Annotated in this window: 12 protein-coding genes; 5 read left to right on the top strand and 7 right to left on the bottom strand. The window is 62.1% G+C overall.

Annotation, left to right across the window (positions count from 1 at the left end):
* Window positions 1-342 precede the first annotated feature (342 nt).
* Both C4J94_RS11240 and C4J94_RS11235 read left to right on the top strand, forming a co-directional pair.
* Complete coding sequence (locus C4J94_RS11240) at window positions 343-2,151, top strand: monovalent cation:proton antiporter-2 (CPA2) family protein (protein ID WP_124386218.1); 1,809 nt, start codon at window positions 343-345, stop codon at window positions 2,149-2,151.
* 72 nt (window positions 2,152-2,223) lie between these two features.
* Complete coding sequence (locus C4J94_RS11235; protein ID WP_124386217.1) at window positions 2,224-2,778, top strand: hypothetical protein; 555 nt, start codon at window positions 2,224-2,226, stop codon at window positions 2,776-2,778.
* 131 nt (window positions 2,779-2,909) lie between these two features.
* On the opposite strand, the gene C4J94_RS11230 is transcribed toward C4J94_RS11235, so the two are convergent.
* The 6 genes from C4J94_RS11230 to C4J94_RS11205 form a co-directional block, all read right to left on the bottom strand.
* Window positions 2,910-3,629 (bottom strand): alpha/beta hydrolase, encoded by a 720-nt coding sequence (locus C4J94_RS11230; RefSeq protein ID WP_124386216.1) that lies wholly within the window; start codon window positions 3,627-3,629, stop codon window positions 2,910-2,912.
* A gap of 12 nt (window positions 3,630-3,641) precedes the next feature.
* Window positions 3,642-4,397, bottom strand: coding sequence for a precorrin-6A synthase (deacetylating) (gene cobF, locus C4J94_RS11225; protein WP_124386215.1), 756 nt, complete (start codon window positions 4,395-4,397; stop codon window positions 3,642-3,644).
* Window positions 4,398-4,406: 9 nt separating this feature from the next.
* Window positions 4,407-4,997 (bottom strand): histidine phosphatase family protein, encoded by a 591-nt coding sequence (locus C4J94_RS11220; protein WP_124386214.1) that lies wholly within the window; start codon window positions 4,995-4,997, stop codon window positions 4,407-4,409.
* Between the two features lie 70 nt (window positions 4,998-5,067).
* Entirely contained in the window at window positions 5,068-6,387 is a 1,320-nt protein-coding gene (locus C4J94_RS11215; RefSeq protein WP_124386213.1) for an MFS transporter, read from the bottom strand.
* 33 nt (window positions 6,388-6,420) lie between these two features.
* On the bottom strand, window positions 6,421-7,950 hold the full coding sequence (locus tag C4J94_RS11210) for a class I adenylate-forming enzyme family protein (protein ID WP_124386212.1): 1,530 nt from the start codon (window positions 7,948-7,950) through the stop codon (window positions 6,421-6,423).
* Window positions 7,951-7,953: 3 nt separating this feature from the next.
* Window positions 7,954-9,132: an acetyl-CoA acetyltransferase gene (locus C4J94_RS11205; RefSeq protein WP_124386211.1), complete on the bottom strand. Its 1,179-nt coding sequence runs from the start codon at window positions 9,130-9,132 to the stop codon at window positions 7,954-7,956.
* 130 nt (window positions 9,133-9,262) lie between these two features.
* Between C4J94_RS11205 and C4J94_RS11200 the strand changes: the two genes are divergently transcribed.
* Entirely contained in the window at window positions 9,263-9,835 is a 573-nt protein-coding gene (locus C4J94_RS11200; protein ID WP_124386210.1) for a LuxR C-terminal-related transcriptional regulator, read from the top strand.
* Between the two features lie 822 nt (window positions 9,836-10,657).
* Here C4J94_RS11200 and C4J94_RS11185 read toward each other — a convergent pair.
* Window positions 10,658-11,725, bottom strand: coding sequence for an NAD(P)-dependent alcohol dehydrogenase (locus C4J94_RS11185; RefSeq protein WP_124386209.1), 1,068 nt, complete (start codon window positions 11,723-11,725; stop codon window positions 10,658-10,660).
* A 147-nt stretch (window positions 11,726-11,872) separates the two neighbouring features.
* On the opposite strand from C4J94_RS11185, the gene C4J94_RS11180 reads away from it, so the two are divergent.
* Together C4J94_RS11180 and C4J94_RS11175 are read left to right on the top strand one after the other, a co-directional pair.
* Entirely contained in the window at window positions 11,873-12,769 is an 897-nt protein-coding gene (locus tag C4J94_RS11180; protein WP_124386208.1) for a VOC family protein, read from the top strand.
* The gene (locus C4J94_RS11175; RefSeq protein WP_124386207.1) at window positions 12,766-14,157 is read left to right on the top strand and encodes an alginate export family protein; all 1,392 of its coding nucleotides are present in this window, start codon (window positions 12,766-12,768) and stop codon (window positions 14,155-14,157) included. The genes C4J94_RS11180 and C4J94_RS11175 overlap by 4 nt, the downstream gene beginning before the upstream one ends.
* Window positions 14,158-14,178 lie beyond the last annotated feature (21 nt).

The raw sequence follows: 14,178 nt of genomic DNA, 5'->3' as shown, positions 1-14,178 counted from the left end.
ACTGATCTAGTTTGTCGAAACGGTAGTAGAGCCACGCAAAAGTCATTGAATTAAATGGTATTAATACTTTAGTGAACGCCCCGTAAGCGCTGGATAACGGCCAATATCCATTGGCCCTTGCATCAAAAATACAAGTTTCAAAATGTGAAAACGCGCTCTAATAGCGCCCTTTCCCTGAGCTGCGAGAGGACCGTGGCGAGGGAGCTTGCTCCCGTTCGGGCGCGCAGCGTCCGCACGCTTTTTGGGGGCTGTTGCGCAACCCAGCGGGAGCACGCTCCCTCGCCACACAACCTCGACCTTGAAAGCGTCAGCATCTGATTCAAGCAAACAATGGAGTTCGCAATGCCCCATGAAGGCAACCTGTTACAAGCAGCCGTGGTGTTCCTCTTCGCCGCCGTGCTCACCGTGCCTCTGGCCAAGCGCCTGCAACTGGGTGCGGTGTTGGGCTATCTGTTCGCGGGCGTGATCATCGGCCCCTCGGTGTTGGGCCTGGTTGGCAACCCGCAAAGCGTGGCGCAGTTTTCTGAATTGGGCGTGGTGCTGTTGCTGTTCATCATCGGCCTAGAGCTTTCGCCCAAACGGCTATGGGTAATGCGCAAGGCGGTATTTGGTGTCGGCCTGGCTCAGGTGCTGCTCACTGGGCTGGTGATGGGCGCGGTGGCGCTGTGGCTGTTTGGCCAGTCATGGAACAGCGCGATTGTGCTGGGCCTGGGCCTGGCGCTGTCCTCCACTGCGTTTGGCCTGCAAAGCCTGGCCGAGCGCAAGGAACTCAACCAACCCCACGGGCGCCTGGCCTTTGCGATCCTGTTGTTCCAGGACATCGCGGCCATCCCGTTGATCGCCATGGTGCCGCTGCTGGCCGGCAGCGACCATCCGACCACCGAAGCCCAGGGCGTCGAGCATGTGTTGCAGATCCTCGGCAGTATTGCCGTGGTGATCATCGGCGGGCGCTACCTGTTGCGCCCAGTGTTTCGTATCGTCGCCAAGACCGGCCTGCGCGAAGTGTCCACCGCCACCGCATTGCTGGTGGTGATCGGCACCGCCTGGCTGATGGAGCTGGTGGGCGTGTCCATGGCCCTCGGCGCCTTCCTGGCCGGGTTGCTGCTGGCGGACTCGGAATACCGCCACGAGCTGGAATCCCAGATCGAACCGTTCAAGGGCCTGCTGCTGGGGCTGTTTTTCATGAGCGTGGGCATGGGCGCCAACCTCAGCCTGCTGCTCAGCGCACCGCTGGTGGTGATCGGGCTGACCTTGCTGCTGATCGGTTTGAAACTGCCGCTGCTCTACGCCGTGGGCCGCATGGCGGGTGAACTCAACCGCGAAAGCGCCCTGCGCCTGGGCGTGGTACTGGCGGCAGGGGGTGAGTTTGCCTTCGTGGTGTTCAAGATCGGCCGCGACCAGGGCCTGTTCGAACCGCACCTCTACGATGTGCTGGTGCTGACCATCACCCTGTCCATGGCCGTGACGCCGCTGCTGCTGTTGGTGTGCCCGAAGCTGTTCAAGCCCAAGGTCAAGCCGGTGGACGTGCCCGAGGAATACCGCGCCATCGAAAGCGACGCACCGCGTGTGGTGATTGCCGGCATGGGCCGTATGGGCCAGATCGTCGCGCGAATCCTGCGTGCGCAGAACATCTCGTTCATCGCCCTGGACACCTCGGTGGAAACCATCGAACTGACCCGCAGCTTTGGCGGTATGCCGGTGTTCTACGGTGACCCGCAACGCCCGGAAATCCTGCATGCGGCCAAGGTCGACCAGGCGGAATTCTTCGTGATCGCCATGGATGACCCGGAGATCAACATCAAGACCGCAGAGCTGGTGCGTAACCTCTACCCGCACATGAAGATCATCGCCCGTGCGCGTAACCGCCAGCACGTACACCGCCTGGTGGACCTGGACGCCTCACCGGTGCGCGAAACCTTTTACTCCAGCCTGGAGATGAGCCGTCGCACCCTGGTCGGTCTCGGTTTGAGCCAGGCCCAGGCCGATGCGCGCATCGACCGCTTCAAAACCCACGACCAGCAAGTCCTCGCCGCGCAGCACGCGGTGTACGACGATGCGGCCAAACTCATGCAGAGCGCCCAGGAAGCCCGTACGGAACTGGCGCGGTTGTTTGAGATGGATCGGCTTCAGGAAGAGTCCGACAAGGTGTGAGGTAGCGGATGAACGATATTGCGAATTTTCTGACAGAATACGCCGCAATTTCGTTCATCTCTGGAGCGCTTCATGGCCACTTTCACCAAGACTGCAGCGCTGCTGGCCCTCGCGCTGACCGCCGGCAGCGTATTCGCCGCCGCCAAACCAGCCACGCAAACCCTCTCTACCCTGGGCGGCAAGTTCACCTTCAGCTTGCCCAAGGCCTACACCGCCGACGTCTTGCCTTCCGGCAAGGCTGAAGACGGCACCGCCGATACCCAAGGCACCCTGTACGCCAACGCGTCCACGAAAAGTGTGGTGATCGTCGCCGAAACCGTGCGTAACGACGGAGTCACGATCCAGGATAACGACGCGAAATTCCTGGATGGCGCGGTGAACGATTTCGTCAAGAACCAGAGCGCCGCCCTGCCCGACTTCAAGAAACTCAACGAGAAAAAACTGACCTTCAAGGGCCTTGGCCTGCGCCAGGTCGACAGCACCGCCACACAAGGCGGCGGCAAGACCCTGAACTCCACGTTCCTCGGCGGCTCGGGCAATCACCTGCTGGTGATCCAGGCGATTTCACGGGCGGACGATGTGAAGGGCCATGCGGCACTGGTGAAGCAGATCACCGGCGGCAAGTAAGCCAATCTTCCAAGCGACATAAAATCAATGTGGGAGGGGGCTTGCCCCCGATAGCGGTGAATCAGTCGATACATCTGTGACTGAAATACCGCCATCGGGGCAAGCCCCCTCCCACATTTTTCATACCGTGCTTATTTGAGGCTTTCTTCCAGCCAGGCCTTCAGGTCCTGGATTTCCGCCTCGCTGATCGTATGGTTCATCCCCGGATAACCATGAAACTGCGGCTTCAAGCCGATGCCTTCCAGCACCTCGTTGGCCCGCGTGCCAGACGCATACGGCAGCGCCTGGTCCAAGGTGCCGTGCCCGATGAAGATCGCCAGCTTCCCCAGCGCTTCATTCGGCTTGAGCTCAGCCTTGAGCACCGGCAACACGCTGCCGCTCAGCGCCGCAATCCCGCGCACCAGCTCGGGCCTGCGCAAGCCCACCTCATAGGACATGATCGCGCCCTGGCTGAACCCCACCAGGAACACCCGGTCAGGTTCGGTGTGGTATTTGGCGGTGGCTTTGCCGACAAAGTCTTCAATCAGCCTGGCGCTGCTTTGCAGATCGGCCGTTACCCCATCGTAATCACCGTCACCGGGGGTCTTGGTAAACCAGCGATAGCCACGCGGCTCCACCGGCATCGGCGCACGCACCGACAGGTAGGTCCAGGTCGAAGGCAGCGCATCCTTGATGCCAAACAGGTCTTGCTCGTTGCTGCCAAAACCATGCAGGAAAATCACCAGTGGTTGGTTGCGTGCATCGCCCTGGGTCTGCTCCAGGTACGACAGCGGCAAATCGGTATGCAGGTCGGAATCGGCGTGGGCGGCACCGGCCAGCAAGGTCAGCGTGAGAGCGAGCAGTTTGAGCATAGGAACCATCCCTCAGGGTTTGCGCAACAAATAGGTGTCCATGATCCAGCCATTGGCGAGCCGCGCAGCCGTGCGCACGCGTTGGATGTGTTCGGCGACCTCAGCCACCTTGCCGCTGATCAGGATTTCGTCCGGCGTGCCCAGGTAGGCGCCCCAATAGATATCCAGGTCCTGATCCGCCACGCTGCGGTAGGAGTCTTCGGCATCGAGCATTACCACCAGGGTGTCGGCATCACTCGCCTGCCCCGCCGCCAGGCGGCGCCCGGTGGTGATTTCAACGGACTTGCCGATACGGTTCAACGCCACCTTATGCTGCGCCGCCAGCGCCTGCACGCTGGTGATACCGGGAATCACCTCGAATTCGAATTCACAGCGGCCTTCGGCAAGGATCGCCTGCAAAATGCGGATGGTGCTGTCATACAACGCCGGGTCGCCCCAGGCCAGGAACGCCCCCACTTCTCCGTCGGCCATTTCCTCGTTGATCATGCGTTCGAAGGTCTGCTGCTTGTCGCGGTTCAAATCACGTACGGCGGTGGTGTAGTCGATATCACCGCGCACCCGCTCAGGGCACTGCGCCTCGACAAAGCGATAGCCGGGCTCGGTGATGTAGGTCTCGCAGATTTCGCGGCGCAGGTCGATCAGCTTGTCCTTGCTCTGGCCCTTGTCCATCAGGAAAAACACGTCGGTGCGGTTCAGCGCCTTCACGGCCTGCATCGTGATGTAGTCAGGGTTGCCGGCGCCGATGCCGATGATCAGGATGCGTTTCATGGGTTACTCTCATTGCGGGGCGTGGATTTTGCCATGATCAGGGCCCAAGACGTGAGTTTCCAGGCGCAGGCGCCACACCGCGTTGAAGCGCAGCTCGGTGCGCGACAGCGGTTCCACGTCGATCAGGTAGAACATCGAGATCGGGCACTGCATGACGTAGAGCAGCGCGGCGCGGATCACGAACGGGTGGGTCACCGCCAGTACATGACCAGGCTCGCTCTCAAGGGACTTCATCCAAAGCCCGACCCGCGTGCACAGCTGCTCCACCGACTCGCCGCCATGGGTCGCATGGGCGCTGTCGGTGAGCCAGGCGTTCAGTTCGCCGCTATCGAGGTCGCGCAGAGCCTGGCCTTTCCAACGCCCGAGGTCCACGTCGCGCAGGGCCGGTTCGATGCGCGGCTGTTCACCGAACAACCCCGCCGTCTGCCGGGTTCGCGCCTCCGGCCCGCACAACAGGCGCGCAGACGCTGGGTAACCGCTCGACAAAGACAGCGCCGCGCCTTGCCAGTCCATCACCAGCGACTCGTCATCGGCAAAGCGCGCGCGTTTTTGCGACGGCGTGGCCGCATGGCAGATCAGGGTCAAACGGGTAGCCTGCACGCAATTCATTCCGAAGGGATGAGGCTGCCAAGCCTGGCGCAGTTGCAGCGCCGATGCAACGCCCCACCCATCAGGCCAGTGCCGCCCCCGCAGGCGCTGCCACTGGATTGCCGCTGGCCACGAAGTCCTCCTTGCGCAGCAGCACCAAGGCGATCAGCGATACCACCCCGGTCGCCACATAGAAGTACCAGGGCGAGGTAATGTCGCCGGTCACCTTGATCAGCCAGGTGGAGATCAGCGGCGCGCTGCCGCCAAACACCGCAACCGGCACGTTGTACGCCACGGCAATCCCGGTGGAACGGATGCGCGTGGGCAGCAGTTCGCTCATCAGTGCATAGGTGGACGAGGCGTACAAGCCGAACAGGATCGCCACCGCCATCAGTGGCGCAAAGAACGTCACCGGCGTTGCAGTCGGGGCCATCTTGAACAGCCAGTACATCGCCAATGTCGCCAGCGTACCGACCACCATCAAAAACGGCTTGCGCCCGTATTTATCGGTGAACGCGCCGCCGAACGGCATGACAAAGGCAGCCGAAAAACTGGCGACGAAGACGTAGAGCAAGGTGGTGCCGCTGTCGAACTTGAGGATCTTGGCCATGTAGGTCGAGGCAAAGGTCAGCACCAGGTAGAAGATCGAGCTGTGCAAGGTGATGATGAAGAACACCAGGGCGATGGCGCGCTTCCACTGCCAGACTTCGCGCAGCGGTGCACGGGAAGTTTGCCCGGCGCGCTGCAAGGCGAGGAACTCAGGGCTGTCTTCGAGCTTGAGGCGGATGTACATGGAAATGAAGCCCAGGGGCGCGGCGATCAGGAACGGCACGCGCCAGGCCCACTCCTGCATGACCTCGGTACCCAACACCCAGGTCATGCCGTTGGCCACCGCGCCGCCCAGCAGCAGGCCGAGCACGGCGGTGACCATCAGCCAGCAGGTGGCAAAGCCGCGTCGGCCAGGGCCGGCGTATTCGGAAATGAAGCTGGTCACCGTACCGATCTCGCCGCCGGCCGAGAAGCCTTGCACGCAACGCACCAGGATCAGCAGGATCGGGGCGGCGATGCCCAGGGTGGCGTAGGTCGGCAGCAAGCCCAGCATCACTGTGGAGCCGGTCATCATCACCAGCGCCATGATCAGGGTTTTGCGCCGGCCGATCTTGTCCGCCAGTGGCCCGAAGAACAGCCCGCCCAACGGCCGGATGAAGAAGCTCAGGGCGAAGGCGGCAAAACTGGCCAGCAGGCTGGTGGTGGGATCGTCGGAGACGAAGAACGCCTGGCCGATGTACACGGCAAGAAAGCCGTAGACGCCGTAGTCATACCACTCGATCAAGTGGCCGGAGGTGGCACCGAGAAACGCGCGGCGGCGTTTGCGGACGGTGTCTTGCGCGTGATTGCCCATCGAGGGGACTCCTTGTCTGTTTGTCGATCCATGCTAAAGCGCGGCGATAGTCGCTGCTTTCAACCACTGCCGCAAGTCGGTCTTGAGGATCTTGCCGTAGCTGTTCTTGGGCAAGTCGCTGCGCCACACATATTTCTTTGGTTTCTTGAACGACGCCATGCGCGCCACGAACCATGCCGTGAGTTCGCCTTCGTCGAGGGGCTGGCCGCTGCGCGTCACCACGAACGCCACTACCGACTCGCCCCATTGCGCGTCCGGCTCGCCCACCACGCACACTTCGAACACCTCCGGATGCTGGGCCAGCACCTCCTCGACTTCACGCGGGTACACATTGCTGCCACCGCTGATGATCACGTCCTTGGAGCGATCCGTGAGGGTCAGGTAGCCGGCGGAGTCGAGAAATCCGATATCACCGGTGAGCAGCCAGCCATCGACCAGGGTTTGAGCGGTGGCCTGCGGATTGCGCCAGTAACCCTGCATCACCGTGGCGCCGCGCACCGCGATTTCACCGCGTTCGCCGGTCGGCAAGGGTTGGTGGGCGCTATCCAGAATGCGGATTTCAACGCAGGCTTGCGCATAGCCAACCGACGCCGCCAGGGCTGCCCAGTCGGGGCGCTGGCGGTCGGCGATCAGCCTGCGGGGCAGCACGCTGATGGTCATCGGGCTTTCGCCCTGACCATAAATCTGCACCAGGCGGGCGCCGAAGGTATCGACGGCGTCGCGCAAGTCGGCCAGGTACATCGGCCCGCCACCGTAGACGATGGTCTTGATACCTTCGCCGTCATAGCCCTGGCGCCGCGCCTGCTCGACCATGCGCTTGACCATGGTCGGCGCGGCAAACAGCGAAACACGGCCCAGTTCGGCCGCCAGGCCAAACAGCTCGGCGGCGTCGAAGCCGTTGGACGCCGGCACCACATGCCGCGCGCCGCAGCGTACGTGGATGAAGTTGTAGAGCCCGGCACCATGGGACATCGGCGCGGCGTACAGCGCAGCATCGTCGGCGCTCACCGGGTCGACATCGGTGGCGTAACACAACGACATCGCGATCAGGTTGCCATGGGACAGCATCACACCCTTGGAACGTCCGGTGGTGCCAGAGGTGTAGAACAGCCAGGCAAGATCGTGGTCCTCGCGCGGCACCGGTTGCTCCAGGGTGGGCCAGCCCCGGTTCGGCGGCAGCAGGTGACCATCGAGTTCGGTGCAGCGCACCGGCAGGTCCCGCGATGAGAATACCCGGCCGCCATCGGTAAAGATCAAGCGTGCTTGCGCGTTATCGGCGATCCATGCCGCTTCGGTCGGGTGCAGCTTGGCGTTGATCGGAACCGCCACCGCGCCCATCCACCAGATGGCATAGAGCAGCTCCAGGTAGTCGCAGCTGTTTTTCATCAGCACCGCCACCGCATCCCCTGGCTGCAAGCCGTGCTGGTCCACCAGGTGCGCGGCGCGCTGGCGCACATGGGCGGTGAAGGTGGCGTAGTCGGCCACTTGCCGGGAGCCTTCGAACAGTGCCGGGCGCTGCGGGTCACGACGCTGGGTGTCGTGCAACCAGTTGGCGATGTTCATGGCTCAGTACCGGCGCGCGTGCAGGACCGAGGCGTAGTTGGCCACCGCCATGCCGCCCATGTTGAACACCAGCCCGAACTCCGCGTTGGGCACCGCCAGGCCAATCGGCTCGCCGGTCAACTGTCGAAACGCCAGAGCATGCATCGACACACCGGTGGCGCCGACGGGATGGCCCTTGGCCTTGAGCCCACCGGACAGGTTCACCGGCAAGCGCCCGCCGGCGCGCACTACGCCACTGTCAAGCACACGGTGCCCCTCGCCTTTGGGCGCCAGGCCCATGGCTTCGTAGATCAGCAGTTCGGCGATGGTGAAGCAATCGTGCACCTCGGCGAAACTCAGGTCGGCCAGGGTCACATTAGCCCCGCGCAGCGCCGAATGAATCGCCCGCTGCGGGCCTTCAAACGCCAGGATATCGCGCTGGGCGATGGGCAAGGCGTCGTTGACCTGGGTCATCGCACGGATCTGTACATCGCGGCGAAACGCCCGTGCGCGCTTGGGCGACGCCAACACAATCGCCGCCGCGCCATCGCTGATCAGCGAGCAATCGGTGAGGCGCAGCGACTCGGCCACGAACGGATTGCTCTGGGAAACGTTATTGCAGTGTTCGAAATTCATCTCCCGGTGCATCTGCGCCAACGGGTTGGCCATGGCATTGGAATGGTTTTTGGCGGCAATCGCCGCCATCGAGCCCAGCGGGCAGTGGTAGCGCTCGGCGTATTGGCGAGCGGCGCGGCCGAACAACTGCGGGAAACTCAAGCCGGCTTCGGCCGCATCGTTCTGGTAACCGGCCCCGGCCAGCGCCTGGGTGACGGCGGCCGTTGAGGTGTGGGTCATTTTCTCGGCCCCCACCACCAGCACCAGCTCGGCGCTGCCGGACAAAATTGCATTGACCCCGGCCTGGATCGCCGCAGACCCGGATGCACAGGCGTTCTCACAGCGCGTGGCCGGCTTGAAGCGCAGCCCGGGGTCGGCCTGCAGCAGCAACGAAGCGGCAAACCCATCGGGCACCAGCCCGGAATTGAAATGGCCGAGGAACAGCGCGTCGATTTGCGCCGCATCGAGGGCGGCATCGCTGAGGGCCTCGCGCGTGACCTGGACAATCAGATCCTCCAGCGTAGTGCCTTCCAGGCGACCAAAACGCGAATGACCAGCGGCAACGATAGACACGCAATCAACAGGCATAATCAGTTTCTTCTGTGCTTGGACCGGATTTTCCCTACAATGACCCACCTCTGGTCGCGCGCCAATTCGTGTAACTACTTACATGGATAAGTAGTCCGCCAGTGAGTTGAACAACGAGGCAGGATGCCCCATGACCGTGTTTACCCAGCCACTTCAAGATCTCGAACGCCTGGCGTTCAAGCTATCCCCCGCCCCGCAGTTGGTCACCAGCAACCGGGTGATGCTCGACTGCAACGACGCGTTCCTCAATTTGTTCGGCTACACCCGCGAGACGCTGCTCAATCAGCTGACCCTGCTGATCTACCCGTCCCAGGCCGACTACCAGGCCATCGGCAAGCGCAGCCATGACTGGTTGCTCGACAGCGACAACGGGTTTTATTCCGACGAGCGTTTTATGCAGCATCGCAATGGCGAGGTGTTCTGGGCCAAGTCCCACGGCTACACGCTGACGCCCAGGGATCCGTTCAAGCTGATGATCTGGCATTTCGAGCGGCTGGACCGTACCCATCAGGGCACAGGCGACCTTACGCCGCGGGAGCGGGAAATTGCCATGCACATTGTCAATGGGCTCAAATCCAAGGAGATTGCGCTGCGGTTGGGGATTTCGCACCGGACGGTGGAGGTGCATCGGGCGCGGTTGATGAGGAAGTTGCAGGCCAAGACGGTGGTGGAGTTGGTGTCCAAGATCATCATGGTGGCTTGAGGTTGGATTGGAGTTGATCGGGTACATATCCGTTATTTGGGTAACGGCTGCTTAGGGTTCCGCTCTTACAGCGGGTCACTTTGGAAAAGCCCCAAAGTAACCAAAGGGCTCTTGCCCCACCACTCGGCACCTCGCTCACGCTCGGTGTGCCCGTAATCCGACAGTGATTTGGGGGGCCGCCGCCACGCGCCATCCATGGCGCGGGGCGGCTAAACCGGCGTCCTGCCGGTTTACCCCCCAAATCACTATCGGCTTCCGGCCAGCGTGGTTTAACGGGGCGCTTAAGATCAAAAGCAAAAGCAAAAGCAAAAGCAAAAACGAGGCGGCCTTAAAGCCGACCTGATCGGTGGAGGGTGCGCGATGGCTCAGCCAATCAATAACCTGTGGCGAGGGAGCTTGCTCCCGCTGGACTGCGTAGCAGTCCCAGTCTTGAAGAGCGAGGGCCGCTTCGCGCCCCAGCGGGAGCAAGCTCCCTCGCCACAGTACGGCGCTGATTCTTGCCTATCTACGATGCGCAGCGAGTCGCTCTTGATCTTGATCTCGGTCGCCCCGTTAAACCACGCTGGCCGAACGCGGGCTTGAATCCGTGGGTAACCCGGCAGGACGCCGGGTTAGCCGCCCTGCGCCATGGATGGCGCATGGCGGCGGCCCACGGATTCAAGCCTGCGTTCGGGCACACCGAGCCTGGGCGAGGTGCCGAGTGGTGGGGCGAGGACCTTTTGGTTACTTTTGGGTCCCTCCAAAAGTGACCCGCTGTAAGAGCGGAACCCTAAGTAGCCGTTACCGCAGCAACGGATATGTACTCAATCCAACCCAACTGGATCAAGCCACCTGACTCTCCTTCTTCAAACTCTCCATATCAATCACAAACCGATACTTCACATCCCCCTTCAACATCCGCTCATACGCCTCATTGATTCCCTGGATATCAATCATCTCAACATCCGAAACAATCCCATGCTGGGCACAAAAATCCAGCATTTCCTGAGTCTCCTGAACCCCACCAATCAGAGACCCCGCCAAACTGCGACGCTTGAAGATCAAATTAAACACCGCAGGCGAAGGATGCGGACTGTCCGGCGCCCCCACCAACGTCATCGTCCCATCCCGCTTGAGCAAACTGACAAACGCATCAAGATCATGCGGCGCAGCGACCGTGTTGAGAATAAAGTCCAGGCTGTTGACAACCTTGGCCATCTCATCCGCATTCTTCGACACCACCACCTGATCAGCGCCCAGGCGCAACCCATCCTCACGCTTGTTCGGCGACGTGGTAAACAACGTCACATGCGCCCCCATGGCATGAGCAATCTTCACCGCCATATGCCCAAGCCCGCCAAGCCCGACCACGCCGACCTTCTTGCCCGGCCCAACCTTCCAGTGGTGCAGAGGCGAATACGTGGTAATCCCGGCACACAGCAACGGCGCCACCGCCGCCAGGTTCGAATCATCGTGGGAAATGCGCAGCACGAACTGCTCCTTGACCACAATGTTGTCCGAATAGCCTCCGTACGTGTTCTCGCCACCGAACAAAGGCCCGTTATAGGTCCCGGTAAAGCCGTTCTCGCAATACTGCTCCTCACCCTCGGCACAGGATGCACACTGCTGGCAGCTGTCGACCATGCAGCCAACGCCCGCCAGGTCACCGACCTTGAATTTCGTCACATTGGCGCCGACCGCCGTCACACGGCCGACAATTTCATGGCCGGGCACCGACGGGTAAAGGGTGTTGTTCCACTCGTTACGGGCCGTGTGCAAGTCTGAATGGCACACGCCGCAATACAGAATGTCGATCTGTACGTCATCCGCGCCGGGGGCGCGGCGCTCGAAGGTAAAGGGTTTGAGCGAATCCTTGGAGTCCCGAGCGGCATAGCTGTAAGTCTTGGCCATTTCGTTCACCTGTGTGATCTGACGGAAGAGTTCGGTGGACACAACTGGCCGCTGAAACGTTCAACCGAGCACGTCCATACAATTCCCGCTGCGCCCTGCGCCCTAACCTCACGGCTTTCGAACCCGTAGAAGCGCTGGAGAGTGGGCATGCGTAACAAAGCAATCAAGATATCCGTGGCATTGACGCTGTTGGCAAGCGCAATGATGAACAGCGCTTTGGCGGCCACCCCAAGCGTAGCGGTCGCGCCGCAATACGACACCAGCCATGTGTATGTCGCGCCGGCCGATGTCGACCGTTTCGCCCAGAGCTTCCTGGCCACGTTCGGCGGCAAGAGCACGCCCCAGGTGGTGGTGAATGTGCTGCCGGTGCCGAGCAGCACCACCTCGCAATTGCTGCAGACCCCGGCGGGCACGGTTTCGCTGTTCGGCTTTACCACGCCCGTGCCACACCCGTTCGGCCAGGAGCGCAACGGCTATCTGGTCAAGGACATGGACGTGGCCCTCAAGGCGGCGCGGGACAATGGCGCCGATGTAATCGTCAGCGATTTTCCCGACCCCATCGGCCGTGACGCCGTGGTGCAGTGGCCGGGCGGTGTGAACATGCAGCTCTACTGGCACACCAAGACCCCGGATTACGCGGCGTTCGAGACCGTTCCGGAAAACCGCGTGTATGTGTCCAACGACAGCGCCGAGCGCTTTATCAAGGCGTTTCTCGGTTTCTCCCACGGCAAGGTGGTGAGCGACGACAAGCACGCCCCCGCGGCCGATGTGGGCCAGGCGAACGGCAATTATCGTCGCGTCGAGATCGAGTCAGCCTTCGGGCGCATGGCGGTGCTGGTCACCAACGGCCAACTGCCCTACCCGTTCGGCCACGACACCACCGGTTATCAGGTCAGCGACCTGGCCGCCACCCTCGGCAAGGCCGGCGCGTCCGGGGCCAAGGTGCTGGTGCCGGCGTTCGACAGCAAAGGCCGGCGCAGCGCACTGGTCGAATTCCCCGGCGGTTATGTCGCGGAAATCCACCAGCTCACCGCGAAAAAATGATTCGTCACACAGGCTGGAGCCTGGCCGTGCTGTGGCCGCTGCTCGTCGGCAGCGTCCACGCCGACGATCAACCGAGCCGACCGGCGATCAAGGCCAATCGCTGGCAGGAAGACTGGTCGGTGCTCAAGGATCCGGCGCTGCGCACGCAGCCGCTGGACAGCCTCAAGTACATCCCGCTGTCGGGCGCCAACCCGTTCAGCTACCTGTCCCTGGGCGCGACCTTGCGCGAGCGTTTCGAGATGAATGACGCCAGCGGTTTCGGCGTGAAGAACGTCGCCCGTGATCGCTACCTGATCCAGCGCTTCCAGGTCCACGCCGACCTGCACTTGAATGAGCACTGGCGCGTGTTCACCCAGCTGGAAGACGTGCGCGCCTATGACAAAACCACGATAGGCGGCGCCGACCAGAACCGCGTGGATTTGCGCCTGGCCTTTGCCGAATACGTGAACACCTTCAGCAGCGGCACGTTCAAGAGCCGTATCGGCCGCCAGGACTTTGCCTTCGACTTGCAGCGCTTCATTTCGTCACGGGACGGCCCGAATGTGCGGCAGTCGTTCGATGCGTTGTGGGCCGACTGGGAAACGTCGAGCTGGCGCTTTATCGGGATCGCCAGCCAACCGGTGCAGTACCAGGATGGCCGGCATTTCGATGACAAGTCCAACAGCGACGCGCGCTTTCACCTGCTGCGGGTCGAGCGCCTGGTGGGCGGTACGAATGAGCTGTCGGCCTATTACGGCGTGTATGAGCGCAGCGCGGCGCACTATCTGGACGCCGACGGCGACGAGACGCGCCAGTTCTTCGATGCACGCCTGGGTGGCGCCGCACAGGGCTTTGACTGGGACATCGAAGCCATGCTGCAAAATGGCTCGGTGGGCAACAAGGCGATCCGCGCCTGGGCCGGCGGCAGCCGCACCGGCTACACCTTCGACAGCCTGGCGTGGAAACCGCGCCTCGGCCTGCAACTGGACATCGCCTCCGGCGACCGCAAAACCGGTGACGGAACCGTGGGCACCTTCAACCCGCTGTTCCCCAACGGCTACTACTTTTCCCTGGCGGGCTATACCGGCTACAGCAACCTGATTCACGTCAAGCCGTCGATCACCGTCAAGCCCATCGCCAGGCTCAGCGTGCAAACCGCCGTCGGCCTGTTGTGGCGGCAAACCACTGCGGACGCGGTCTACACCCAACCCAACCTGCCAGTCGCCGGCACCGCGGGCCAGGGTGAACGCTGGACCGGCGCCTACGGTCAGCTGCGCACCGACTACGCTTTCACCTCGAACCTGACCGGTGCGGTCGAAGCCGTGCACTACGCGGTCGGCCAGACCCTGCGCGATGCCGGTGGGCATGACAGCAACTACCTGGGCGTGGAACTCAAGTTCAGTTGGTAACGCAGGCGAGCACACCGATAC

This window comes from Pseudomonas sp. R5-89-07, from assembly GCF_003851685.1.
Lineage (GTDB): Bacteria > Pseudomonadota > Gammaproteobacteria > Pseudomonadales > Pseudomonadaceae > Aquipseudomonas.
This window is presented reverse-complemented; position numbering and strand designations above follow the sequence as displayed.

Coding starts and splice junctions, on each gene's coding strand:
- C4J94_RS11175 (WP_124386207.1), top strand. CDS start 12,766: ATGATTCGTCACACAGGCTGGAGCCTGGCCGTGCTGTGGCCGCTGCTC.
- C4J94_RS11215 (WP_124386213.1), bottom strand. CDS start 6,387: ATGGGCAATCACGCGCAAGACACCGTCCGCAAACGCCGCCGCGCGTTT.
- cobF (WP_124386215.1), bottom strand. CDS start 4,397: ATGAAACGCATCCTGATCATCGGCATCGGCGCCGGCAACCCTGACTAC.
- C4J94_RS11230 (WP_124386216.1), bottom strand. CDS start 3,629: ATGCTCAAACTGCTCGCTCTCACGCTGACCTTGCTGGCCGGTGCCGCC.
- C4J94_RS11185 (WP_124386209.1), bottom strand. CDS start 11,725: ATGGCCAAGACTTACAGCTATGCCGCTCGGGACTCCAAGGATTCGCTC.
- C4J94_RS11240 (WP_124386218.1), top strand. CDS start 343: ATGCCCCATGAAGGCAACCTGTTACAAGCAGCCGTGGTGTTCCTCTTC.
- C4J94_RS11205 (WP_124386211.1), bottom strand. CDS start 9,132: ATGCCTGTTGATTGCGTGTCTATCGTTGCCGCTGGTCATTCGCGTTTT.
- C4J94_RS11235 (WP_124386217.1), top strand. CDS start 2,224: ATGGCCACTTTCACCAAGACTGCAGCGCTGCTGGCCCTCGCGCTGACC.
- C4J94_RS11200 (WP_124386210.1), top strand. CDS start 9,263: ATGACCGTGTTTACCCAGCCACTTCAAGATCTCGAACGCCTGGCGTTC.
- C4J94_RS11180 (WP_124386208.1), top strand. CDS start 11,873: ATGCGTAACAAAGCAATCAAGATATCCGTGGCATTGACGCTGTTGGCA.
- C4J94_RS11210 (WP_124386212.1), bottom strand. CDS start 7,950: ATGAACATCGCCAACTGGTTGCACGACACCCAGCGTCGTGACCCGCAG.